Source organism: Stenotrophomonas sp. FW305-3-2-15-E-LB1, assembly GCF_058787375.1.
In genome coordinates this window covers 46,240-69,263 of record NZ_JBYSZR010000025.1, presented here as the reverse complement: position 1 = coordinate 69,263, position 23,024 = coordinate 46,240, and the positions used below count along the sequence as shown (strand labels likewise).

At 66.5% G+C, this 23,024-nt stretch carries 22 protein-coding genes and 1 tRNA gene; 10 read left to right on the top strand and 13 right to left on the bottom strand.

Annotated features, from left to right (window positions below):
- Positions 1-72: 72 nt before the first annotated feature.
- Complete coding sequence (locus AC3WL7_RS16370) at positions 73-774, bottom strand: helix-turn-helix transcriptional regulator (RefSeq protein ID WP_492751670.1); 702 nt, start codon at positions 772-774, stop codon at positions 73-75.
- An 81-nt stretch (positions 775-855) separates the two neighbouring features.
- Between AC3WL7_RS16370 and AC3WL7_RS16365 the strand changes: the two genes are divergently transcribed.
- Positions 856-1,635, top strand: coding sequence for a DUF6491 family protein (locus tag AC3WL7_RS16365; protein WP_079225205.1), 780 nt, complete (start codon positions 856-858; stop codon positions 1,633-1,635).
- Here the strand turns inward: AC3WL7_RS16365 and AC3WL7_RS16360 are convergent.
- The 6 genes from AC3WL7_RS16360 to AC3WL7_RS16335 all read right to left on the bottom strand — a co-directional run bounded on the left by AC3WL7_RS16360 (position 1,632) and on the right by AC3WL7_RS16335 (position 8,902).
- Positions 1,632-2,684 carry a linear amide C-N hydrolase gene (locus tag AC3WL7_RS16360; RefSeq protein ID WP_492751667.1) on the bottom strand — a complete coding sequence of 351 codons (1,053 nt, stop codon included), beginning with the start codon at positions 2,682-2,684 and terminating at the stop codon, positions 1,632-1,634. The genes AC3WL7_RS16365 and AC3WL7_RS16360 overlap by 4 nt on opposite strands.
- 68 nt (positions 2,685-2,752) lie before the next feature.
- On the bottom strand, positions 2,753-3,181 hold the full coding sequence (locus tag AC3WL7_RS16355; RefSeq protein ID WP_200731777.1) for a BLUF domain-containing protein: 429 nt from the start codon (positions 3,179-3,181) through the stop codon (positions 2,753-2,755).
- Positions 3,182-3,268: 87 nt separating this feature from the next.
- A complete protein-coding gene (locus tag AC3WL7_RS16350; protein WP_079221692.1) occupies positions 3,269-4,402 on the bottom strand; it encodes a hybrid sensor histidine kinase/response regulator in 1,134 nt (377 codons plus the stop codon).
- On the bottom strand, positions 4,399-4,971 hold the full coding sequence (locus AC3WL7_RS16345; RefSeq protein ID WP_079221691.1) for a chemotaxis protein CheB: 573 nt from the start codon (positions 4,969-4,971) through the stop codon (positions 4,399-4,401). The genes AC3WL7_RS16350 and AC3WL7_RS16345 overlap by 4 nt, the downstream gene beginning before the upstream one ends.
- Positions 4,971-5,795, bottom strand: a complete 825-nt coding sequence (locus AC3WL7_RS16340) for a CheR family methyltransferase (protein ID WP_079221690.1) — start codon at positions 5,793-5,795, stop codon at positions 4,971-4,973. Before AC3WL7_RS16340 ends, AC3WL7_RS16345 begins: the two co-directional genes overlap by 1 nt.
- Positions 5,792-8,902 (bottom strand): response regulator, encoded by a 3,111-nt coding sequence (locus AC3WL7_RS16335; RefSeq protein ID WP_492751661.1) that lies wholly within the window; start codon positions 8,900-8,902, stop codon positions 5,792-5,794. Before AC3WL7_RS16335 ends, AC3WL7_RS16340 begins: the two co-directional genes overlap by 4 nt.
- 151 nt (positions 8,903-9,053) lie before the next feature.
- Here AC3WL7_RS16335 and AC3WL7_RS16330 point away from each other — a divergent pair, with 151 nt between their 5' ends.
- On the top strand, positions 9,054-10,211 hold the full coding sequence (locus tag AC3WL7_RS16330) for a two-component system sensor histidine kinase NtrB (protein ID WP_492751659.1): 1,158 nt from the start codon (positions 9,054-9,056) through the stop codon (positions 10,209-10,211).
- Positions 10,204-10,563: a response regulator gene (locus tag AC3WL7_RS16325; RefSeq protein ID WP_108746572.1), complete on the top strand. Its 360-nt coding sequence runs from the start codon at positions 10,204-10,206 to the stop codon at positions 10,561-10,563. The genes AC3WL7_RS16330 and AC3WL7_RS16325 overlap by 8 nt, the downstream gene beginning before the upstream one ends.
- A gap of 78 nt (positions 10,564-10,641) precedes the next feature.
- Here the strand turns inward: AC3WL7_RS16325 and AC3WL7_RS16320 are convergent, their stop codons facing one another.
- From AC3WL7_RS16320 to AC3WL7_RS16305, 4 genes are all read right to left on the bottom strand, one after another.
- Positions 10,642-11,325: a MarC family protein gene (locus AC3WL7_RS16320; RefSeq protein WP_079225204.1), complete on the bottom strand. Its 684-nt coding sequence runs from the start codon at positions 11,323-11,325 to the stop codon at positions 10,642-10,644.
- A 268-nt stretch (positions 11,326-11,593) separates the two neighbouring features.
- Positions 11,594-11,716, bottom strand: coding sequence for a hypothetical protein (locus AC3WL7_RS16315; protein ID WP_265349648.1), 123 nt, complete (start codon positions 11,714-11,716; stop codon positions 11,594-11,596).
- Positions 11,717-12,247: 531 nt separating this feature from the next.
- Positions 12,248-12,787: a hypothetical protein gene (locus AC3WL7_RS16310; protein WP_492751650.1), complete on the bottom strand. Its 540-nt coding sequence runs from the start codon at positions 12,785-12,787 to the stop codon at positions 12,248-12,250.
- 138 nt (positions 12,788-12,925) lie between these two features.
- Positions 12,926-13,002 (bottom strand) — tRNA-Arg (locus tag AC3WL7_RS16305).
- A gap of 235 nt (positions 13,003-13,237) precedes the next feature.
- Between AC3WL7_RS16305 and AC3WL7_RS16300 the strand changes: the two genes are divergently transcribed.
- From AC3WL7_RS16300 to AC3WL7_RS16275, 6 genes are all read left to right on the top strand, one after another.
- Complete coding sequence (locus tag AC3WL7_RS16300; protein ID WP_492751647.1) at positions 13,238-13,756, top strand: phosphatase PAP2 family protein; 519 nt, start codon at positions 13,238-13,240, stop codon at positions 13,754-13,756.
- Between the two features lie 83 nt (positions 13,757-13,839).
- Positions 13,840-14,202, top strand: a complete 363-nt coding sequence (locus AC3WL7_RS16295; protein ID WP_108759371.1) for a hypothetical protein — start codon at positions 13,840-13,842, stop codon at positions 14,200-14,202.
- A gap of 80 nt (positions 14,203-14,282) precedes the next feature.
- Positions 14,283-15,392: a polysaccharide biosynthesis/export family protein gene (locus AC3WL7_RS16290; RefSeq protein WP_492751644.1), complete on the top strand. Its 1,110-nt coding sequence runs from the start codon at positions 14,283-14,285 to the stop codon at positions 15,390-15,392.
- 1 nt (position 15,393) lies between these two features.
- The gene (locus AC3WL7_RS16285) at positions 15,394-16,074 is read left to right on the top strand and encodes a YjbF family lipoprotein (RefSeq protein ID WP_492751642.1); all 681 of its coding nucleotides are present in this window, start codon (positions 15,394-15,396) and stop codon (positions 16,072-16,074) included.
- Positions 16,075-16,077: 3 nt separating this feature from the next.
- A complete protein-coding gene (locus AC3WL7_RS16280) occupies positions 16,078-16,830 on the top strand; it encodes a capsule biosynthesis GfcC family protein (RefSeq protein WP_492751640.1) in 753 nt (250 codons plus the stop codon).
- Complete coding sequence (locus AC3WL7_RS16275; protein WP_492751638.1) at positions 16,830-19,019, top strand: YjbH domain-containing protein; 2,190 nt, start codon at positions 16,830-16,832, stop codon at positions 19,017-19,019. The genes AC3WL7_RS16280 and AC3WL7_RS16275 overlap by 1 nt, the downstream gene beginning before the upstream one ends.
- 66 nt (positions 19,020-19,085) lie before the next feature.
- On the opposite strand, the gene AC3WL7_RS16270 is transcribed toward AC3WL7_RS16275, so the two are convergent.
- Positions 19,086-19,520 (bottom strand): low molecular weight protein-tyrosine-phosphatase, encoded by a 435-nt coding sequence (locus tag AC3WL7_RS16270; protein WP_079225201.1) that lies wholly within the window; start codon positions 19,518-19,520, stop codon positions 19,086-19,088.
- 115 nt (positions 19,521-19,635) lie between these two features.
- The gene (locus AC3WL7_RS16265) at positions 19,636-21,093 is read right to left on the bottom strand and encodes an undecaprenyl-phosphate glucose phosphotransferase (RefSeq protein ID WP_492751636.1); all 1,458 of its coding nucleotides are present in this window, start codon (positions 21,091-21,093) and stop codon (positions 19,636-19,638) included.
- A gap of 382 nt (positions 21,094-21,475) precedes the next feature.
- Here AC3WL7_RS16265 and amaB point away from each other — a divergent pair, with 382 nt between their 5' ends.
- Positions 21,476-23,008, top strand: a complete 1,533-nt coding sequence (gene amaB, locus AC3WL7_RS16260; protein WP_079221672.1) for an L-piperidine-6-carboxylate dehydrogenase — start codon at positions 21,476-21,478, stop codon at positions 23,006-23,008.
- Positions 23,009-23,024: the final 16 nt, after the last annotated feature.

Sequence of the window (23,024 nt, the reverse complement as noted above, 5' to 3'; positions counted from 1 at the left end):
TCGATCCAGCCCTGTTGAAGGTGGGCCAAGCCCGCTTCCTGCAGGCTTGACTGCGAACATAGGATCTCGACTCTACAGAAGCGCTTCACCGCGCCGCCAGGCGCTTGGGGTCAGGCCCGTCTCGCGGCGCAGCGCACGGGTCAGTGCACTCTGCTCGGAATAGCCCGCTGCCAGCGCGATATCGCTGATCGTCGCCGCACTGGTCAGCAACGCATGCTTGGCCCAGCGCAGCCGGCCCGCGCTGAGCCAGGCCTGCGGGCTGACCCCGAATTCGCGCTGGAACAGTGCATGCAGCCGGCTTTCGCTGACGCCGACAAAGGCCGCCATGCGCGCCACCGGCCACCCCTGCCCGGGCTCGGCGTACACGGCCGCGCACAGCCCCTGCAGCCGCGCACCACTGCCGGCCGGGGCAAACACGCGCAGCAATTCGGGCAGCAGTCCCGGCATGGCACCACCGCCATTCACCTGGGCCAGGCGCTGGCGCAGCGACAGCGGCAGGTGCAGCCAGCGCTGGCGCCACAGGTGTTCCTGGGTCAGGTCATCGAGCACACCCGGCCCACAATCGACGATCACGAAACCGTTCGGCCCGTGCGCCATCTGGTCGTGCGCCTCGCCGGCGGCCACGAATGCGCCCTGCAGCAGATCCAGCCGGCCACCTCGACCTTCCAGCTCGAACTGCAGCTCGCCCTGCAGTGGCAGGACCCACTGTGCGTAGTCGTGGCGGTCCAGGCCCGTTGACTGGCCGTAGTGCCGCAGGTGGAAGATGGCGCCCATGGCGCTAGTGTGCGCATGTAACACTCGGCGTGCAAAGCACTGCTATAGTCGGCCTGTCATCCAAAGCAGGGAATGCAGGACATGACCCATTCATACGCACCCGCAGTGCTCGCCGCCACTCTCGGCCTGGCGTTTGCAGTCTCGGCCCAGGCCCAGGAACGCGTGCCACCCGCTCCGCACTGCATGGATGCCGTTGGCGTCCAGGAAGTCGAGCAGGCCTCCCCCCGCTCCATCGCGTTGCGCGCGGCCTCCGGCCAGGCCTATCGCATCGACTTCAGTGAAGATTGCCCGGGGGTCCGCTCTGCCACGACACTGAAGCTGGACGCACCTGCAGGCTGGGCCTGCGGTCGCCCCAGCGAGCGCGTGGTGGTCGACGGCCGCAGCTGCGCCGTCAGCGCGGTCACTCCGGTAGAGGATCGTGACTATGCCAGCGTTGCCCGCGAAAGCGACCGCCTGCTCACCGCCACCCTGCCCGCACTGACCATCAGCGAACGCAAGGAAGTCCGGCGCGGTTTCGGCGGCTCTCCGTCCTATTGCTTCGCCATCCGCAACGTGCGCTCCTGGTCGTCCGATCAGCAGGGCCTTCTGGTCGAAACCAATCCCCGCCGCAACGGCGGCAACCGGTACTACCGCGTCGACCTTGGCAGCCACTGCCGCCAGCTCGACCGCACGCCGGAAGTGAGCTTCACCTCCGGCATGCAGAATGGACTGATCTGTGGCAACCCCGGTGACCGCATCGTCGCCGCCGAGTTCGTGCAGGGCGACCTGCGCCGGGATGAGTTGGCGCCCCTTCCGCAGTACACCCGCCAGAGCTGCACGATCCAGGCGGTTTACCCGGCCTCCAGCCAGGCGTCCAACTAACCTCCCGTACCGAGGAAGTCAAACGGCTTGCTCGGTACGAAACGGGACAGCGCATCACCGGCGAAGGTGTTGCGCTGGTCCGGACCGAGGTCGAGCTTGAGGACTTGGCCGCCGAAATCGACCTTGTTCAGATCCACCCAGAACGTATTGGGCGTCAGCGCCGATTCGAAGAAATACAGGCGGCGTTTGTGGTCGGCCACCGTGCGCCAGCGGGTGGACGAGATGTTCGGCTGATCCGGCGTGGTGATGCCGAAGGGAACCGACACGTTGCGGATCACACTGAACACACTGGCCAGCGCCTCCACCGGGTCTTCGGCCTTGGGAATGGCGTTGATGTAGAACGACGCGCGCGCGAAGCGATCTGCCGAGCGATTGGTGCCCGGCAGCATCACCGTACCGCCGATCTCCTTCCAGTACGCATTGAGCGCCAGCTGCTGGTCGAAGGTCGGCGAGTTGGTCATGACCTGGTAGCGGCGGTCATGGTGGATGACCTGGCGGCCACCGATGTATTCGACGATGGCACTGTCGCCGCTCGCATCGGACAGCGACAGATGCAGGGTGGCCTGGCGGTCCTCGCCCGGCACCTTGTCGGTGACGATGGCGAATGGCTCGCGCTCCAGTGCAGCCACCGCCTCGGCCACGCTGCCGAAGTTGTCCAGCACGTACTGCGCCCATAGCGAGATGGCCAGCCCCGGCTTGTTGCCGCGCTGCTGCGGGTACTCCGATTCGACCAGCCACAGCAGGTTGGCGACCAGGCCCTTCTCGTTCATGCCGTCGGTGGTGGACACGTCGTAGCCGGTGGCGACCACGCTGCCGTAGCGCGCGGTCCATTTCGCCGATTTCGGCCCGGCCTGGCCGGTGCGTTCGATACCACGCGGCAGGACATAGAGGTTGGTGGCCACGTCCACCTTCCAGTCCATCGAGCGGGCGGTGATCACATCGCCGTTGTCGCCCAGATAGACCGCGCGCGTGCAGGCCCACGCCGGCACCGTTGCTGCCGCCAGCGCCATGGCCAGCGCCGCCCTGCCCTGCCACTTCATCCGCTTCATGACGTGCTCCCTTCCCCAGGAAGCCCGATGGGAACCCGCTACGGGTGACAGCGAAGTGAAGCTCGACGCTACCCGGCGCTGAGCACCGGCCGCACGATGGCGCTCAACAGATCCACCGCGGTCGGCACGGCAGGATCGCCCTCCACGGTGCGCGAGAACCCGGACCAGTCACTGGTGGCCAGTTGGCGCAGCTTCAACGCATCGACCGGCAACGCACGCATCGACCAGTACGGGAACTGGCGCTGGCCCAGTCGCCCGCGTGCCAGTTCGACGATGTCCACATGGCTGCCGGCCTGCAGGATGCGCTCGTACACCGAGTCGATGCCATCGGGCGGGCCTTCGATGTACTGCAGGAAACGCTGTCCATCGTGCAGCAACACGCCCGTCACCCCGGCCATCCGGTTGAACCGGGTGGCATCGTTCACCAACGTCTGCAGGCGTTCGGCGGAAAGGTCCGGCCGGGCCTGGCTGACGTAGGCAATGGCGCGTAGTGGCATGAAGCATCCTTGGCAACGTGAGTCGCCACGGTAGCAGCTACGGACGAGCCCGTCTCAGTCCGCTCCGGCGCTGCCTGAAGAATTCAGTTAACGGCCAATGCGGGTGTCGGCGCGGCGTGGCAGCACCGCTTCGAACACCACCTGGCCCTGCTCGTTGCGCGCACTCAGGCGTCCGCCATGAGCAGCAACGAACTGGTCGACGATGTACAAGCCAAGGCCGAGCCCCTTGCTCTGGTGGAAGCTCGCCTTGAACGGCTCGAACAAGCGCGGCAGCAGCGCTTCCTCGATATGCCCGGCATTGCGCACACGCAGCGTCACCACGCGCGTATCGCTGCCATCGACGGCAACGCGCACCACGTCCTTGCCACCATGGGTGATGGCGTTGCCCACCAGGTTGGCCACTACCTGCCCAAGGCGATCCATGTCGCCGTGCAGCGTGGCATCACCGCTTGCGTCGAAGGCGATGCGATCGCTGCCGTGCGCGCTGCCGGCCTCGGCGATCACGGCACGGGCCAGTTCCTCCATGTCACAGGCACTGGCTTCCAGGCGCAGGCCACCACTGCGGATGCGCGAGAAATCCAGCAGCTGCTCGACCATGCGCGCCATGCGCACGGTGCTGGCTTCCAGGTGCTGCAGGGTCTGCTGCGCACTGGTGTTGCCCGGCGGCAGCTCCAGCGACAGCTTGTCGGCGCACAACAGGATGGCCGACAGCGGCGTGCGCAGGTCGTGGGTCAGCACCGCCGCCATCGTCTCGTTCAACTTCAGCGCGCGCTCCAGCGCGTCGTTGCGCGACTTCAGCAGCTGGCGCTGCTGGTAGAGCTCGATGAAGACATTGACCTTGCTCAGGATCACCTGCGGCGCCACCGGCTTGTGCAGGAAATCAACCGCACCGCTCTCGTAGCCCTTGAACGCGCGCACCGGGTCATCCGGCGAAGCGGTCAGGAAGATGATCGGCACATCGCGGCTGCGCTGCGAGCCACGCATCAGCTCGGCAAGGGTGAAACCATCGATCTCCGGCATGTGCACGTCCAGCAGCGCCAGCGCCACCTCGTGTTCCAGCAGCAGTTCCAGCGCCTGCGCGCCTGAACCCGCCAGCAGCAGGTTGACGCCCTCGCGGCGCAGCAGCGCCTGCATGGCCACCAGGTTCTGCGGCACGTCATCGACGATCAGCAGGTTGACCGGGGTCTGCGACTGCGCAGGGTCCGGTGGCAGCAGGTTCATGCAAACAACTCCTTCAAGCGACGGCACATCAATTCAAGAGGCAGCACGGCGTCAGCGCCGGCGTGCTGCAGGGCGGAGGCCGGCATCATCGATGCTTCAGCCTCCTCGGGGCATTGCAGCCAGGCGCGGCCACCGGCGGATCGCACCGCGGCCACGCCTTCACTGCCATCGCTGCTGGCGCCGGTCAGCAGCACCGCCAGCAGCTGCGGCCCGAAAATGGCCGCGGCGGATTCAAACAGCGGATCGATGGCCGGGCGCGAAAACAGCACCGGCTCATCCATCGACAGTGCAATGGTCTGCGCGTCCTCCACCAGCAGATGGTAGTCAGGTGCGGCGAAGGTCACCGTCGCAGCCTGCAACGGCTGCTTGTCCTCCGCCTCGCGCACGTCCAGCGCGCAGTACGGCGCCAGCACCTCGGCGATGCGGCTGCTGCGGTCGCGCGGCAGGTGCAGCACCACCAGCACCGGTATCGGCAGGCCGGCCGGCAACGCGCCCAGCAGCGCCTGCAGTGCCGCCACGCCACCGGCAGAGGCACCGACCACCAGCAGGTGCGGGCGCGGGGCGGCCATCACACCACCTTCCGGTACAGCCGGTGCTCGCGCGAGCAGGCTTCGAACGCATCATGGTGGCGACCGAACTGCAGCGACTCCTTGCTGCCCAGGCCGAGGAAGCCACGATGCACCAGCGCCTCGCGGAACAGGCCCACCGCGCGGTCCTGCAGGTCGCGGTTGAAATAGATCAGCACGTTGCGGCAGGACACCAGGTGCACTTCGGAGAACACCGTGTCGGTGGCCAGGCTGTGGTCGGCAAATACCACGTTGCGGCGCAGCTGGCGGTCGAACACCGCACCGTCGTAGGCGGTCGCGTAATAGTCCGACAGCGAGCCGGTGCCACCGGCGGCCAGATAGTTGCGGCTGAACTGCGCCAGGCGATCGATGCTGTAGGCGCCGGCTTCGGCCGTGGCCAGCGCCGCCGGATTGATGTCGGTGGCGTAGACGATGCTGCGCTCCAGCAGTCCTTCCTCGTGCAGCAGGATGGCCAGCGACCAGACCTCTTCACCCGTACTGCAACCGGCCACCCACAGCTTCACCGACGGGTAGGTGCGCAGCACCGGCACCACCTGCTCGCGCAGCTGCTTGAAGTAGGCCGGATCGCGGAACATCTCCGAAACCTGCACGGTGAAGAACTGCATCGCCTGGGCGAACAGGTCCGGCTCGTGCAGCAAGCGGTACTGCAGGTCGACCAGGCGCTCGCAGTCATAGCGCTGCATCGCCTGGCGGATGCGCCGCCGCAGCGAAGACACCGCATAGCTGCGGAAATCGTAGTGGTAGCGCTGGTACAGCGCCTCCAGCAGGACCTTCAGCTCCAGGTCGAACAGCGCCTGTTCGTTCATTGGCGCGAGCACCAGACCCGGCACAGCGAGACCAGCTTGTCCACGTCGATGGGCTTGGCGATGTAGTCGTTGGCACCGGCCTGCAGGCAGCGCTCGCGGTCATCAGGCATGGCCTTGGCGGTCAGCGCGATGATCGGCAGGTCCTGCAGGTGGCGCTGTGCCCGGATCTCGCGCATGGCGGTCAGGCCATCCTTCTCCGGCATCATGATGTCCATCAGCACCAGGTCGACCTCGCGCTGGGCCAGGCGGTCGACCGCCTCCTGCCCGTTGCGCGCGATCTCCAGCGTCACGCCCAGCGGTTCGAGCACGCTGGACAGGGCGAAGATGTTGCGCACGTCGTCCTCGGCCAACAGCACGGTGCGGCCATCGAGCACGGTGTCGCGGCGGCGGGCCTCGCGCAGCAGGCGCTGCTGGTCGCTCGGCAGGCTGGCCTCGACGCTGTGCAGGAACAGCGTCACCTCGTCGAGCAGGCGTTCGGGCGAGCGCGCGCCCTTGATGATGATGCTCTTGGAATAGCGGCGCAGGCGCTGCTCTTCCTCACGGCTGAGCGCGCGGCCGGTGTAGACGATCACCGGCGGGAAGCCGACCTCATCGTTGCCGGCCATGTGTTCCAGCAGGTCGTAACCACTGCCATCGGGCAGCGACAGGTCCATCACCATGCAGTCGAACGTGACCGTGCTCAGCTGCTCCACTGCGGCGGCCAGGGTACCTACCGCGACGATCTGCAGCTGGTCGCGGCCCAGCAGCAGCTCCAGGTTGCGGCGCAGGTCGCTGTCATCCTCGACGATCAGCAGGCGGCGCACATCGCGCTGGCTGGTCTGTTCCAGCTGCTCGATGGCTGCGGCCAGCCGCTCGCGGGTCGCCGGCTTCACCGCATAACCAATCGCGCCGAGCTCGCGTGCGACCTGGCTGCGGTCCATGGCCGATACCACATGCACCGGAATATGCCGGGTTTCCGGGTTGCGCTTGAGGCGTTCAAGCACGCTCAGCCCGGATACGTCCGGCAGGCCGATATCCAGCAGGATGCCGTTCGGCCGCAGTTCGCTGGCCAGCGTCAACGCCTCTTCCGCCGTCGTTGCCACCACGCAGTCGAAATCAAGTTCGTGCGCCAGCGACACCAGCGCCTCGGCGAAGCTGGCATCGTCTTCCACCGCCAGGATCAGGCGCCCGGCGCGCTGGCGACGGCCGCGATCATCGGCGACGCTGCTGCTGGCACTGGTCATCGCCGGCGCGGCGGCCATGGCCAGGGGCGCGGCAGCGGCCACGTTCTGCACCGACGCCATCGGCACCGGCGCCCTCTCGCCCGGCTCTGCCGGCACTTCGCTGGCCGGTGCGCCCTGCAGCGGCAGCTCCAGGATGAAGCAGCTGCCGCGGCCCGGCTCGCTGTCCACCTGGATGTCGCCCCCCATGCGCACGGCCAGGTCGCGCGAGATCGACAGGCCCAGCCCGGTGCCACCGTAGCGGCGGCGGGTGCTGCCGTCGGCCTGGCGGAATGCTTCGAAGATCACCTGTAGCTGGTCACGGGCGATGCCGATACCCGAATCGCAGACTTCAAAGCGGATGCGTCCATTGCCAGCGGCGCGCACGTGCAGGCTGACCTTGCCGTGCTCGGTGAACTTCAGCGCGTTGGCCAGCAGGTTCTTCAGGATCTGCTGCATGCGCTGGTTGTCAGCCACCAGCTGCGTGGGCGCCAGCGCATCGGCCTCGATCTGCAGGGCCAGGCCCTTCTGCCGGGCCATCGGCTCGAACGTCTCGCGCAGGCGCTGCAGCACGCTGTCGACCACCACCACTTCATCAGCCAGTTCAACATGGCCGGCTTCGATGCGCGACAGGTCGAGGATGTCGTTGATCAGCGCCAGCAGGTCGTTGTTGGACGACAGGATTGCGCGGGCGTACTTGACCTGTTCCTCGGTCAGCGTGCCGTCCTTGTTGTCGGCCAGCAGCTTGGCCAGGATCAGCGAGCTGTTCAGCGGCGTGCGCAGCTCGTGCGACATGTTGGCCAGGAACTCGGACTTGTAGCGCGAGGTCGCGGCCAGCTCGTTGCTGTTGCGTACCAGCTGGCCCTGCGCCACCAGCAGCGCCTGCTTCTGCGCCTCCAGCTCGTGGGTGCGCTCTTCCAGCTGCACGTTGCTCTGTTCCAGTTCGGCCTGCTGTTGCTCCAGGTGGCCCTGCGACTGCATCAGGCTGCGGCTCTGCTCTTCCAGCTCCTCATTGGCCACGCGCAGCTCTTCCTGCTGCGCCTGCAGTTCCTCGCCCTGCCGCTGCGATTCTTCCAGCAGCACGACCAGCTGCGCGCGCAGCAACGAGGCGCGCAATGCCATGCCGAGCGTCTCGCCACAACGTTCCAGCAGCTCCGCATCCAGGGTGCGCTGGCCCGCCGCCTGCGAACGGCCCAGCTCGACCACGCCCACCACTGTGCCGTCGCTGCTGATCGGCGCCAGGATGCGCTCGCGCACCGTTACCTGGCCCAGGCTGGATTGCAGCTGCAACGCATGCTGGTCGTCGCCCTGCACGTGGCGGATCTGCTGGTCGCGTGTGGTCTGGCCAAGCAGGCCTTCCTGCAGCGTGACCGAGGAAGGCAGCCCGCTGGGCAGGGAGACGCCGCCGGTCAGCTGCAGCCGGCCACCCTCGATGCGATACATCACGCCCACGTCGGCCTGCAGCTGGCCGGCCAGGCTGGTCATCGCCGCATCGGCAATCTGCTCCGGGCCCAGGTCGCCGCGCAGGCTCATCGACACGGCGTTTTCCGCTTCCTGCAGCCACAGCGCCCGCATGGCCTCGCGCCGCGCGGTAATGGCGCGCGAGACGATCAGCGCGATCATCAGGAAACCGACGCCACCAATGGTGCGGTTGACGAAGGAGAACGAGGAGTTGGTGCTGGCCGGGGCGACGTTGTAGCCGATGGCCAACAGGCCGCAGGCGATCACCGCCACCACGAACGGTGCCCGCGCACTGCGCTGGAACACGGTGACGCCAATAGCCATGAAGTACAGCAGCCACACCGCATAGCCCAGCGGAACCACCAGCTCCATTCCGATGGTCGCAGCCAGCAGCACGGCGGCAGCCACCCAGATCCAGCGGTCACGCGTTGTTGCACCAGGACGCATGCGGGTCGGTTCCAGAGCACGAAAGGTCGATGATGTTACTCCCTGTCGCATTCAGCCGCATACGACCAATGGCACACGCACTGCGTGCACAAATCCTTCACGCTCGCCTGCCTACGGTCGCATCCCTTACAGGGGTATAACTGATTTCTACGTGGACGCTCTTGCTTCTACGCCTTCCGTGCTGACGGACACGTCCCGCCAACTGCGACTGCTGATCGACAGCGTTCGTGACCATGCCCTGTACCTGCTTGACCCCCAGGGCATCGTCTGCAGCTGGAACCCGGGCGCCGAACGGATCAAGGGCTACCGTGCCGACGAAGTCATCGGCACCCACTTCAGCCGCTTCTACCTGGCCGATGAACGCGATGCCGGCGAACCGCAGCGGCTGCTGCACCTGGCTGCACAGAACGGCCACGTGGCCAGCGAGGGCTGGCGGGTACGCCGCGACGGCTCATCGTTCAGGGCCAGCATCGTCATTGAAGCGGTACGCGAGAACGGCGAGCTGCTGGGCTTCGTCAAGATCACCCGCGACATCACCGAGCACTGGCAGGCCCAGCGCCTGCTGCGCGATGCCCAGCGGGCCCTGCGCCAGACCCAGCAGTTCGAGACCGTGGGCCGGCTCAGTCGCGGCCTCTCCCACGAGTTCAACAACCTGCTGACCACGGTTGGCAACGCGCTGGACCTGCTGTCGCTGCGGCTTGGCAGCGATGCCCGCGCCGCCGAGCTGCTGGCCACCGCACAGGCCGCGACCGACCGTGGCTCGCTGCTGACCCGGCAGCTGCTGGCCTTCAGCACCGGCCAGACCCTGATCCGCGAGCCGCTGGACATCAACCAGCAGATCCGCGAATGGCTGCCCGGCCTGCGCAGCGCCTGCCCACCCGGCGTAACCGTGGAAGCCGACCTGGCCCCGGGCCTGCCCCCGCTCAGCACCGACCCGCTGCAGCTGCAGACCGCGCTTGCCAACCTGGTGGCCAACGCCGCCGACGCCACCCTGGACGGCGGCCGCGTCCTGGTGGCCACCGCGCTGGAGCACCGTCTGGATCCGGATGCGGACACCGCGCTTCAGCGTCGATATGTGACACTAAGCGTCTGCGACGAGGGCCATGGCATGGCCCCGGACATCGCTGAACGGGCCACCGAGCCCTTCTTTACGACCAAGGACATCGGCAAGGGCAGCGGTCTGGGCCTGAGCCAGGTGTTCGGTTTTACTACCCAGAGCGGCGGCTTCGTTGATGTGTCCACCACGCCCGGTGTCGGCACCACGGTCAGCCTGCTGCTACCCGCAATGGAGGACCCTGCCCATGACTGATGACACGCTCCGCGTATTGATGGTGGAGGACCAGTCCGATCTGCGCGAGATGATCGGCCTGGCGCTGCGCGATTTCGGCATCGATGTGGCAACCACGTCCGACGGCCACGAAGCCGTCGCCCTGATGCAGGGCGGGGAGCGCTTCGACGTGGTGTTCAGCGACGTCAGCATGCCCAATGGCATGTCCGGCATCGAGCTGAGCGAACACGTGGCGCGCGACCAGCCGCACGCGCGGATGATCCTGTCGTCCGGCTATGCACGCTCGCAGCTGCCGCCGCTGCCCGACCAGGTGGAGTTCCTGCCCAAGCCTTATCGGCTGCGCCAGCTGGTGGAGCTGCTGCAGCAGAGCTGAAGCATCCACGCATGGCGTGGATCTACTGGGCGATCACGCATGGCGTGGATCTACTGGGCGACCACGCATGGCCCGGGATCATCCCCCGAAGGTCTGCTGGTTCAGGTCCACCCAGCCGGTCCACATCAGCTGGATGCCGATGCACAGCAGCACGAACGCCACCAGCTGCTGCATGACCACCGCACCGGTCGGCCCCAGCCGGGCAACCAGCACGATCGAATTGCGCAGGATCAGGTAGATCACCGATACCACCAGCAGTGCCCCGCCCACGGCAACAACCACGCCGGACAGCAGGTGCAGCGGCGTCACTGATTCGACATGGGTGCCCAGGGTGATACAGGCGGCAATCGTGCCCGGCCCGGTGGTGAGCGGGAACGTGAGTGGAAAGAAGCTCTTGCGCTGCAGCTCGTGGTCGGCCATCGCCGAGGCCTGCTCTTCCGCCGCGCTGGGCGGATCGTCCACGCGCGCCCCCAGCATGCGCCACCCCGCAGCCGCCACCAGCAGGCCGCCACCGATGCGCACCACTGGCAGCGAGATGCCGAACAGCGACAGCACGTAAGTGCCGACCAGCATCGCCACCACGATCACGATGAAACTGTTGAAGGCAATCTGCCGGGCCAGGCGCTTGGCCACCTGCCGCCGGCCGCCCACGGTCGACACGAAGATCGACGCCGTGCTGAGCGGATTGATGATCGGCAACAGGGTGACCGGCACCAGGATCAGCTCACCGGCCACCGTAGCAAGCACATCGGGCAAAGGCATCATGCGCTCCGCTGGAATCTGGCCCGGCAGGGTCGAGCATGCCCGACTCTACAAAGGCCGGCCAAGCGTTACCAGTACTGGGTGACCAGGATCAGGGCGATGACCGCCGCGACCCCCGCCACGATCCACAGACCGTGCCGCTGGCGAAAACTGGGCTTGGGAGTGCCTGGGGTATTCATTGCACGCATCCAGAGTGGGGAATGTGCATCCACCCTGCTGCAGCGCTTGTGCAATGCACGTGCATGCAGCGCAGCCGCGACGTGAGCGCTCAGCTGGCTTCGTCGCGCTCGCGGTCCACCCGCAGACGGCTGACCCGCCAGCCCCCGTGCGAATTGAAGCGCCCGGTGTCACCGGTCAAGCCGTAGCGCAGGGCCAGCCAACCGGCCCGCACCGCCCCTACATGCCACTCGCGGACTTTCCTGTACGCATACCGAAAACGACGTGCTTGCATGGGCACACCCCAAGTGTGATGTTCATCACGAATTTCGGACGATAGCGCGAATTCATTTCCGCCGGAAGACAGCCCCGCCCTGCCGCCTTCAGCGCTTCCGGCGGCGCCAGACCCGGTCGGCGATATGCACCAGGCCGAGCAGGCAGGCGAACACCAGCGCTACCTCACCAATGGCGAGCAACAGGTCCACGGGATACTCCGGCCGACAGGAATGCGGGCAGGCTACTGCCGTGGAAAAGACGGCCAACCTGTGCTGCAGGGTCACCGTAAGCGCAAACAGGGTTCCCGTTCTGCAGGGTGATGCGCATTTCCGGCAATGGGATGCGGATGAATGCGGGGACGGGCGGCGGAGCGTGGATGAGTCCGCCAGAACCGCGCAGATTTTTCCCGCTTCAGCGGGCCCTCCTGGCACGCGTAAACGGGCGGCCGGACTCCGCAGATCGGCGCACGGATGAAGTGCGAACGGGAATCTCAGCGACCAAGGCCGCGCATCTTTTCATGGCGCGCGACAAGATCCTCGATCTCCATCGCATACAGCGCCGGAATGGTGGCAGCCAGAACGTCCACCTCGCCATCCGTAACGAGCACCGACTCACCCTGACGATTCACTCCCCATATCCGCCCGGCGTCACCGAGGACTTTGAAAACTGGCGCAATGCCTTCGATGCCAAAGTCATGGAGTTGTTCTGCCGCTGTGGCAATGCTCGCCCACCGGGGCAGATCTTCTGTGTCGAAGCCAAGCAGGACAACGCCACGCCAGAGTGTCCATGCAGCACAAACACTCCCTTCCTCCGGCTCGGGCCATGCTTCGTCGCGAGCTACGACAAGCAGTCCGTTGCTCCTGCCTGAGAAAGCGACGAACTCAACGGGCAATGGTGCGCCGACCAGGGCCTTGACGGCTTCCACCTCATCATCCGTCGGAGATCGGGCCGCAATCGCTTCGAAATCCGAATCATCCAGCGGGGATAGCGCAGACCATATCTGGCTGTGAAACGCTTCAATCGATCCCATCATCGCCTCACCGATGTCGCAGTCACTGGGAAACCAGCAGGGGCGTGACGGTACCCCGGGAAGGGAAACAGCGTGAAGACCGGGCCGTGTTACCTGATGCGAGCTACTGACTGCCGCGCAGGTCCGCCAAGTACGCATTGGTGACCCCGGCCCGATTCGAACGGGCGACCTTCCCCTTAGGAGGGGGACGCTCTATCCAGCTGAGCTACGGGGCCATTGGCAGCACGCAAGGATACCGCTTCTTGCTGAATGGACCAAGCCACGGGCAGCCGCCGCAACAGCCAACGCCGCTATCCTGTCCGTCCCACCCCGCCCCCGCACCGCCGCCACATGATGATCCTCTGGGAGAGCCTGTCCGCCATTGGCGACAGTCGCGCCCTGCTTCCCCTTGCCTTCGTCCTGGCACTGTTCGTACCGCCCACGCATCGCCACCTGCTGTGGCGCTGGGCAGTGGCCATCGCCGTCGTGGCCAGCGCCACGCTCGCCAGCAAGATCGCCTTCATGGGCTGGGGGCTGGGCGTGGAGTCGCTGGATTTCACTGGCATTTCCGGCCATGCCGCGATGTCCAGCACGCTCTATCCCGTGGTCTTCTGGCTGCTGGCCAGCGGCCGCAGCCCGCGCCCATGGGCCTGGGCCATCGCGGGTGCCGCACTCGCCGTGGCAATCGCCTGGTCCAGAGTTCCGCTTGGGGCGCATTCGCTGTCGGAGATCATCGTCGGACTCGGCCTGGGCATCACCGCCTCCGCTTGTGTGCTGCGTGGCGCCCAGGTGCCGGCAGGCGTGGTCGCCGCGCGCATCCACGTTGCGTTGCTGGCCATTGTCGCTGCAGTGACCGTGCCGATACTGATGGCTGACCTGCATACGCATGACATGGTGAAGGCCACTGCGAAGGCGCTTTCCGGGCGCGAGCGGGCGCTGGAACGTGACGACCTGCGCAGTTATTCGTCGCCAATCAAACGTCATCAATGAGATGGCGTGCCCTAAACCTTGACAGCCAAGGTTCATCCACCGAATATACAGGTGGAATTTTCCCTGACGGAGCAGGCCTCCCCATGTTCAAGAAGACGATCGCAGTTGTGGCACTGGCGGCCTTTTCCGCCTCCCCGATGATGAGCTTCGCGCAGGAAGCGCAGGCTACCACCGGCGCAGAAACCTCCTCGGAAGCAGCCGCCGCTGAAGTCGCCGGCGCAGAAGCTGCGGGCGTCTCGACTGCTGCAGTGGTTGGTACCACCGTGATTGCTGTTGCTGCGGCTGCCGTGGCTTACAGCGTTGGTGGCGACAGCACCAGCGGCAGCAACGATGGCGGCGGCGGCACCGATCCGGGTGGCCCGGGCCCGGGCGGCCCCGGCACCGGCGGCACGGGTGGCACCGGCGGTACCGGTGGCACGGGTGGTACGGGCGGCACCGGCGGCTGATCGGCGCACTGCGTACCACACAGGCCCTCGCCGGGCGCGACCCGGCGGGGGTTTTTTATGCCTGCCAGAATCCCATTCTCATGAACAACACCACCCATCGTCTTCTTGCCGCTGCACTGACCGCACTGGCACTGTCCGGCTGCGCGCTTGCACCGGGCCAGCACCTGCGCCGCAGCGACGTTGCCATCGACCGCCACAGCGGTGACGGGCAGCTGGAAATCGTCACCATCACTCCGAAGCTGATCGCCCAGGAGAATGCCGCGCGGGCGCAGAAGTCTCTGCCGACCACTCTGTTCGACCATGAGCCTGGCCCGTACAAGGTTGGCGTTGGCGATATTCTCTATATCACCGTCTGGGATCACCCGGAACTGACCGTTCCCGCCGGCCCGCAGCAGCAAGGCACTCTGGCGGGCCGGCTGGTACAGAGTGACGGCGCGATGTTCTACCCCTATATCGGCAAGGTCACAGCCTCGGGCAAGACGCCGGTGGAAATCCGCGAAGAGATCAGCCGCCGCCTGGCCCAGTACGTGGAATCGCCGCAGGTGGACGTGTCTGTCCTGACCTACGGCAGCCAGCGCGTCTGGGTGACCGGCGCCGCCGAGCGGTCCTCGCCCATCGCACTGGGCACCTCGCCGCTGACCCTGGCCGACGCCATCAGCCAGGCCGGACTGAACAGTGCCCAGGCCGACCTGTCGGGCATCCAGCTCAGCCGTGACGGCACCACCTACACCATCAACCTGGAATCCCTGGCCCGCCAGTTCGGCGGCCGCCAGCTGTTCCTCAAGGATGGCGACTCCATCTTCGTGCCCTACCTGGATCGCAAGGAGATCTTCGTGGTGGGCGAGGTGAACCTGCCGGGCGCCTACAGCTTCCGCACCGGCGATGTCTCGCTGAACCAGGCACTGGGCCGTGCACGCGGCCTCCTGCAGCAGACCGCCAACGGCAACGCCGTGTACGTCATCCGCGGCAGCACCGACCTGCTGCAGGAGCCGTCGATGGTCTACCAGCTGGAGGCGCGCTCGCCCACCGCATTCGCGGCCGGCAGCCAGTTCCACCTGCAGCCGGGCGACGTGGTGTTCGTCGGCGCCGCCGGCGTCAGCCGCTGGAACCGCTTCGTGAACCAGCTGCTGCCGTTCACCAGCATCCTGTACAACGCAGCGCGTACCGGAACCGAAGTCAGGGACAACTGATATGGCGCGCATGGACGCGGCCAGCCAGCGGCCGGCACACCGCGCGCTTGCCGCGCTGCTGCCCGCCGTCGTCGCCGCCCTGCTGTTCACCGGCTGCACCACCGGCAGCCGGTCCACGGCAGAAACCTTCCGGCTGATCACCCATCGCCCGGCCCAGGCCACCGCCGAGGGCGTGGCCAGCAACCGCTTCCCGCAGCTGCAGGTGGACACACCTGACATCGTCGCCGTCGCCGTCCTGGGCTACGTCGATGGTGGCCGCCAGCAGTGGTATGCCGGCGCGCACGCCGTGTTCGAGCTGGACCGCCACGGCCTGCTGCTGGGAGGCAGCGGGCTGGGGCAGCAGTGGCGCGCGCGCATCGACGGCCCCTCGCCGTTCGACGACCTGCGCAGCGTGACCACGCCGGTGAAGGTGCAGCGCCGCTATGACTGGGTTCCTGCGTACCAGGTCGACGTGGCCGTGACCGGCACCCTGAGCCGTGGCGCACTGGAGGAAGTGAACATCCTCGGCACGCGCCGCACCCTGCAGCGTTACGACGAACAACTGCAGGGCGGCATGCACGGCCGCAACGTCTACTGGGCCGATCCGGCCACCGGCTTCATCTGGAAGAGCCGCCAGCATCTGGCGCCCGGCCGTGTCGCGGAGCTGACCCAGCTCAAACCCTATCGCCCGGCCAAGGACTGAGCCATGACGTTTCGACTTTCCGGCCCGGTGATCATCGCCGCGTTGTTTGCAGCCAGCGCCGTCCAGGCGACCGAGGTGCGCATCGAAGGCGCGGCCGAGTCGGCTGGCACGCACGAGCTGCCGGCCAACGCGCGCCTCGCCGACGCCCTGCTGCTGGCCCGCCCAAGCGCTGACGCCTACCTGCTGGGCACCAGCTTCGAGCGCCCGCAGGCCATGGAAGCCCAGGTGCGTCTTCGCGCTGGCCTGCAGTACGGTGCCGGGCAGCTGGCAGAGGCCAGCGACACACAGCTTTCGGCCTTGGCGCAGACGCTGCAGGCGTGGCTCGACGCACATCCGGCCACCGGGCGCATGCCCATCGCCAGTTCCGCGCGCCTGATCCAGGTCCAGCCCGCGAACAATCCGGTGCTCGCCAACGGCGATACGCTGCGCTTCCCGCAGCAGCCGCGCACGATCACCGTGATGGGCGCGGTCGGGCAAGCCTGCGTCCTGCCCCACGTCCCGCAGCGCGATGCACGCGACTACCTGCGTGACTGCCGGCCCAGCGCCCTCGCCGACCGCAATGACATCTTCGTGATCCAGCCCGACGGGCGGGTCCAGCAGCTGGGCATCGCCCTGTGGAATCGCGCCGATCCCCAGGCCATTGCTGCCGGCGGCACGCTGTTCGTGCCGCTGCGCGCCCCGCTCCTCAAGCGCCTCGATCCGCTGTTCAACAGCGACTTCGCCGCGTTCATCGCCACCCAGCCTGTCAGCCCGTGATGACCCAGCCCTGCACGCGCGCGCGCCCGGCGCGCCCCGCCCGTTTCGCGCTGAGCGCGCTCGCCCTGTCACTGTCCTGCGCACTGCATGCCCAGGAAGCGCCGCCGCCCACTGCCAACGAGTGGGGTGGGATCGGCCTGCTGCAGACGCCGACCGCGCGGATGGCCGACGATGGCGATCTGAGCTTCACAGCGTCCTACAACGCTCCGTACGCGCGCTACAACCTGACATTGCAGCCGTTCCCGTGGCTGGAGGCCTCCTTCCGCTACATCAACGTCAACAACCTGTATTACGGGCGCAGCTACGCCGGCAACCAGCACTACAAGGACAAGTCGATCGACTTCAAGCTGCGGCTGTGGGAAGAGTCGCGCATGCTGCCGGAAGTGGCCTTCGGCGTGCGCGACTTCGGCGGCACCGGCTTCTTCTCGAGCGAGTATCTGGTCGCCAACAAGAATTTTGGCCCCATCGACGCATCGATCGGCCTGGCCACCGGCTACATCGGCAACCGTGGAGACTTCTCCAATCCGCTGGGCCTGATTGATGACCGGTTCAAGAACCGGCGACGCGGCGCCATCAGCAGCACGACCGAAGCCGGCAAGTTCGGCCTCAGCAACATGTTCAAGGGTCCGGTCGGCATTTTCGGTGGCATCACCTACCAGACGCCGATGGACGAGCTGCTGCTGAAGGTCGAGTACGACGGCAACGACTATCGCCGCGAACCGCGCGACAACAACCTGCGCCAGCGCACGCCCATCAACGTGGGCCTGGTCTATGTCCCGAACCGGAATGTCGAGCTGACCGCCGCCTGGGAGCGCGGTGATGCGGCGATGTTCTCGCTCACCCTGCGCGGCAACCCGGGCAACACGCCTGCAGCACCGAAGCCGTTCGACCCGCCGCCGCAGCGACTGCTGCCCGCGACCGCCGTGGCCGAGCAGCGCGCAGCCGTCGCCAGCAGCGACGCCGCCGGTGCCGCAACCGCCACCAGCACCGACTGGGCAGCGGTCACCGCCGAACTGCAGCGCAATGCCGGCTTCCGTGTCGAACGCATTTCGCGCCGCGGCGACGAGCTTTACATTGACGGGTACCAGAGCCGCTACCTGCATGCCTCCAAGGGCCTGGGCCGCGCCACGCGCATCCTTGCCAATGCGACCGGCGATGACTACGACTGGTTCACCCTGCGCACCACCCGCGTGGGCATGCCGATCGCCGATCTGTCGATCAACCGCGAAGCATTCGCCGGCTACCTGGATGGCACGGTCAGCGAAGACGTCCTGCGCCGGAGCACGGAACTGCAGGCACCCGACGCGCGCGCGCGGGAGACGCTGTACAAGCCCAAGCGCAGCCCCTTCGGCGGCGGTTTCAACGTCGGCTACCGGCAGAACCTGGGCGGCCCCGATGGCTTCATCCTGTACCAGGTCGCAGCCAACTACACCGGCAGCCTGTTCCTGCGCGACAACATCTGGCTGACCGGCACCGTCAGCGCCGATATCACCAACAACTACCACAAGTTCAAGTACAACGCGCCCAGCCGCCTGCCGCGCGTGCGCACCGACATCCGCCAGTACCTGACCACCTCCGACGTGATGCTTCCCAACCTGCAGGCCAATATCGCCGGGCGACTGGCGCCGGACCTGTATGGCATTGCCTACGCCGGTTACCTGGAGTGGATGTATGCCGGCGTCGGCGGCGAACTGCTGTATCGCCCCAGCGGCGAGCGCTGGGCGGTGGGCGCCAACCTCAACCGGGTGCAGCAGCGCGACTACGACCAGCACTTTGGCCTGCGCGACTATCGCATCACCACCGGCCATGCCACGTTCTACTATGCCTTCGACGCCCAGCAGCGCGTCATCGGCTCGCTGTCGGTCGGCCAGTACCTGGCCGGCGACAAGGGTGCCACCCTGGACCTGGCCCGCGTGTTCGACAACGGCGTGACCATGGGCGCCTATGCGACCAAGACCAATGTCTCGGCACGCGACTTCGGCGAAGGCAGCTTCGACAAGGGCATCTACTTCAGCATTCCGCTCGACGGCTTCCTGCCACGCTCCACGCGCGGCCGTGCAGCCTTCAACTGGAACCCGCTGATCCGCGACGGTGGCGCCATGCTCGGCCGCAAGTACGGCCTGTACGGCATGACCGGCGACCGCGACGAGCGCTTCTTCTACGACAACCTGCGCAACGTCGGCGAATGAAAAAAGCCGGGGGCCTGACGGCTCCCGGCTTTCTGCCTGCAGCGCGCCTTCAGCAGGCGCGGGCACTCAAAGGTAGCGGACCCAGCTCTTCACGCCTTCATCCATCAGCGTGTAGACGTGCTCGAATGCCGCCCGTTGCTGGCGATACGGATCGGGAATCTCGCGGTCGGACTGCCACTTGCCCAGCAGGAAGGTCTTGCCCGACGCTTCCGGCGCGATCTCGATGATGCGATGGACGTGCTTGCGCTCCATCACCAGCACCAGATCCGAGGCCCCCAGGATGCTGCGGTCGATCTGCCGCGCACGATGGCTGCTGCCATCCAGGCCATGCTCGGTCAACAGCGCCTGCGCGGTCGCATCCACGCCATGGTTGACCAGGGCCCCCAGGCCGGCCGAGGACACCGTGATGCCCTTGCCCTGCACTGCCTCACGCAGCATCACTTCAGCCGACGGACTACGGCAGATGTTGCCGACACACACAACCAGAATATTCTTGAACACGGACAACGGCTTCCATCAGTTCTTCGATACATGAAACGCAGCGCCCGGCCGCTGCTGCAGACCGGGCGCTTCCACGCGGGCGCGACCGGCGCGTCGCCGGCAACAGCCTCGGTGCCTAGTATGCCGATTTCTGGCCCAGCACCTTGAAGGCCGTCATCACAATGATGCGCACATCCAGGGTCGGACTCCAGCGGCGGATGTAATCGATGTCGTACTGCACGCGCTTCTTCATCGAGCGCAGTTCGGGGGTCTCCCCGCGCAGCCCGTGCACCTGCGCCCAGCCGGTGATGCCCGGCTTCACGTAGTGGCGGTGCATGTAACGGTCGATCAGGCGCTCGTAATGGTTGTTGTGCTGCACGGCGTGCGGCCGCGGCCCCACCACCGACATGCTGCCACCCAGCACATTGAAGAACTGCGGCAGCTCATCCAGGCTGCTGCGGCGCAGGAAGGCGCCAAAGCGGGTGACACGCGGATCGTTGCGGGTGGCCTGGGTAATCTTGTCCGAGGAACCTTCCGCATGAACCCGCATCGAGCGGAACTTCAGCATCGAGAATTCCTTGCCCCCCAGGCCATGGCGGCGCTGGCGGAACAGCACCGGGCCAGGCGAGCTCAGCTTCACACCGATCGCCAGCACCGCAAACACTGGCGCCAGTGCAATCACTGCCAGCCCGGCGACGAGGATGTCCTCCACGCGCTTGGCCAGGCGGAAATTGTGGTCCGACAGCCCCTGGCGCACACCGATCATCGGCACGTTGCCGACCTGGTGCACGCCCGGATTCAGCGTGCCCCAGCCGGTGGTGTCGGGAATGAGCCGCACCGGCACCGGGAAGCGCTCGATCTGCTTCAGCATCGCCTTCATGTCACCGGCGTCGCCCGGGGTCATCGACACCCACAACTGATCGAATTCACCGCGATGCTGGTCCATGTAGCGCGGCAGGTCACCCAGCGCACCCAGGCAGCGCGGCGCGTCGCCACCGCGACGTACCGCCAGATCGCCCTTGACGGAGAAGTAGCCGATCACTTCCTTGCCCAGCTCGGGCTTGCCGCGCAGCAGGCGGTGCAGCTTCAGCCCGGAAGAGCGCAGGCCGACCAGCAGCACGCGCTCGCGATCCAGGCCGCGCGAACGCAGTCGATGCAACTGCACCCGCAGCGCCACGCGCGTGCCGATCATCAGCATCAGTCCCGCACCGAACCAGCCGAGCAGCCAGCGCGTAGGCACGGAACCGGCCATGTCGACAAGCACCGCATAGACCGAGAACAGCGCGAAGGACGCGGACCAGGCCAGGAACAGCACCCACAGATCGGTGATCAGGCCGCGCGCGCGCCAGTTGCGGTACACGGGCGCGATCATGAAACAGACCATCGCACTCAGCAGCAGCGCGCCGAATACGACACGCTGGGACGGGTCCGGCACAGCCGAACCATAGAACACCACGTGGGAGAGAACGGCGGTGAGCGGGACGACCGCAAGGTCGCCCAGGCGCAATGCCAGTTCAAGTGCAGCGCGGGCCTCTACGCGGCGGCGCGCCCGGTTGGGGTGGCTGGAAAGGCCTTCTACGGATCCATGTAGCACAAAACATCTCCTCAGACGATTCCGCGGATCCGGACATGATCCCAAGCAGCACCGATCTCCCCAGCCGGTGCACACATTTGATTGCGGTTTGATTGACTTCGTCCCGATTGTGTCCGAAGTCCGTCACAAAAGATAGCCGCCATCTGGCAATCATTTGACGCGATCCGCGCAGCAAGCGAGACATAGGGCACTGATTTCTATCACTTTCGTCTCGCCAGGCCCGCTCTGAAATCGTGACGCAGGCCCGTCAAGCCTTTGGCGTCCCCACCCCGCACTGCACCAAGCCCGGCCACATGCCTCTGCTACCATCGCCGGCTCAGTCCGCCGCGTCCCCCACCTGCCCGCGGCGGCACCAACTACGTAACGAAACACAGGAGTCTGCATGTCTTCCGAGCTGCTCAAGTCCCTTGGTCTGGACGCGATCAACGCTGGCACCTACCTGGGCAACGGGGAATGGTCCAGCGCCACCGGCGGTGAGCTGATCACCCCGGTCAACCCGACCACCGGCGAGCCGATCGCGCAGGTCCGCGCCACCACCGAGGCCGAGTACGAGACGGTCATCACCCGTGCGCAGGAGGCTTACAAGACCTGGCGCACCACCCCGGCCCCGCGCCGCGGCGAAGCCGTGCGCCTGTGCGGCGAAGCGCTGCGCAAGCACAAGGACGCCCTGGGTTCGCTGGTCGCCCTGGAAATGGGCAAGAGCAAGCCCGAAGGCGACGGCGAAGTGCAGGAGATGATCGACATCGCCGATTTCGCCGTGGGCCAGAGCCGCATGCTGTACGGCTACACCATGCATTCGGAGCGCCCCGGCCACCGCATGTACGAGCAGTACCACCCGCTGGGCCTGGTCGGCATCATCTCGGCCTTCAACTTCCCGGTCGCGGTGTGGAGCTGGAATGCTTTCCTGGCCGCCATCTGCGGTGACATCTGCATCTGGAAGCCGTCCAACAAGACCCCGCTGACCGCCATCGCCTCCATGCGCATCTGCAATGACGCACTGCGCGAAGCTGGCTTCCCGGACATCTTCTTCCTGGTCAACGACGCCGGCACCGCCCTGTCGGAGAAGATGGTGGACGACCGTCGCGTGCCGCTCATCAGCTTCACCGGCTCGACCCAGGTCGGCCGCACGGTCAATGAGAAGGTCGCCCGCCGCCTGGGCCGCTGCCTGCTGGAACTGGGTGGCAACAACGCCATCATCCTGGACGAGACCGCCGACCTGAAGCTGGCCGTGCCGGGCATCGTGTTCGGTGCGGTCGGCACCGCCGGCCAGCGCTGCACCACCACCCGCCGCCTGATCGTGCACCGCTCCATCTACGCCGACGTGCTGGCCACCCTGGTCAAGGCCTACAAGCAGGTGGAAGGCAAGATCGGCGACCCGACCGATGCCGCCAACCTGATGGGCCCGCTGAACAGTGACGGCGCCGTGCAGCAGTTCCTCGATGCCATCGCCCAGGCCAAGGCCGCCGGCGGCACCATCGAAACCGGTGGCACCCGCATCGATCGTGCCGGCAACTTCGTGCTGCCGGCCATCGTGTCGGGCCTGAAGAACAGCGACGCGGTGGTCCAGCACGAAACCTTCGCGCCGATCCTGTACGTCATGCCGTACGACAGCATCGATGAGGCCATCGACATGCAGAACGGCGTGCCGCAGGGCCTGTCGTCCTCGATCTTCACCCAGAACCTGAAGACCGCCGAGAAGTTCCTGTCGGCTGCCGGCAGCGACTGCGGCATCGCCAACATCAACATCGGCACGTCCGGTGCGGAGATCGGTGGCGCCTTCGGTGGCGAGAAGGACACCGGCGGTGGTCGCGAGTCGGGTTCGGATGCATGGAAGGTCTACATGCGCCGCCAGACCAACACCATCAACTATTCGGATTCGCTGCCGCTGGCCCAGGGCATCAAGTTCGACCTGTAATGGCGAATATGCCGGA

Bases quoted from the DNA above. Each gene is read 5' to 3' on its own strand.
- AC3WL7_RS16370 (WP_492751670.1), bottom strand. From the start codon at position 774: ATGGGCGCCATCTTCCACCTGCGGCACTACGGCCAGTCAACGGGCCTG.
- AC3WL7_RS16365 (WP_079225205.1), top strand. From the start codon at position 856: ATGACCCATTCATACGCACCCGCAGTGCTCGCCGCCACTCTCGGCCTG.
- AC3WL7_RS16360 (WP_492751667.1), bottom strand. From the start codon at position 2,684: ATGAAGCGGATGAAGTGGCAGGGCAGGGCGGCGCTGGCCATGGCGCTG.
- AC3WL7_RS16355 (WP_200731777.1), bottom strand. From the start codon at position 3,181: ATGCCACTACGCGCCATTGCCTACGTCAGCCAGGCCCGGCCGGACCTT.
- AC3WL7_RS16350 (WP_079221692.1), bottom strand. From the start codon at position 4,402: ATGAACCTGCTGCCACCGGACCCTGCGCAGTCGCAGACCCCGGTCAAC.
- AC3WL7_RS16345 (WP_079221691.1), bottom strand. From the start codon at position 4,971: ATGGCCGCCCCGCGCCCGCACCTGCTGGTGGTCGGTGCCTCTGCCGGT.
- AC3WL7_RS16340 (WP_079221690.1), bottom strand. From the start codon at position 5,795: ATGAACGAACAGGCGCTGTTCGACCTGGAGCTGAAGGTCCTGCTGGAG.
- AC3WL7_RS16335 (WP_492751661.1), bottom strand. From the start codon at position 8,902: ATGCGTCCTGGTGCAACAACGCGTGACCGCTGGATCTGGGTGGCTGCC.
- AC3WL7_RS16325 (WP_108746572.1), top strand. From the start codon at position 10,204: ATGACTGATGACACGCTCCGCGTATTGATGGTGGAGGACCAGTCCGAT.
- AC3WL7_RS16320 (WP_079225204.1), bottom strand. From the start codon at position 11,325: ATGCCTTTGCCCGATGTGCTTGCTACGGTGGCCGGTGAGCTGATCCTG.
- AC3WL7_RS16310 (WP_492751650.1), bottom strand. From the start codon at position 12,787: ATGGGATCGATTGAAGCGTTTCACAGCCAGATATGGTCTGCGCTATCC.
- AC3WL7_RS16295 (WP_108759371.1), top strand. From the start codon at position 13,840: ATGTTCAAGAAGACGATCGCAGTTGTGGCACTGGCGGCCTTTTCCGCC.
- AC3WL7_RS16290 (WP_492751644.1), top strand. From the start codon at position 14,283: ATGAACAACACCACCCATCGTCTTCTTGCCGCTGCACTGACCGCACTG.
- AC3WL7_RS16285 (WP_492751642.1), top strand. From the start codon at position 15,394: ATGGCGCGCATGGACGCGGCCAGCCAGCGGCCGGCACACCGCGCGCTT.
- AC3WL7_RS16280 (WP_492751640.1), top strand. From the start codon at position 16,078: ATGACGTTTCGACTTTCCGGCCCGGTGATCATCGCCGCGTTGTTTGCA.
- AC3WL7_RS16275 (WP_492751638.1), top strand. From the start codon at position 16,830: ATGACCCAGCCCTGCACGCGCGCGCGCCCGGCGCGCCCCGCCCGTTTC.
- amaB (WP_079221672.1), top strand. From the start codon at position 21,476: ATGTCTTCCGAGCTGCTCAAGTCCCTTGGTCTGGACGCGATCAACGCT.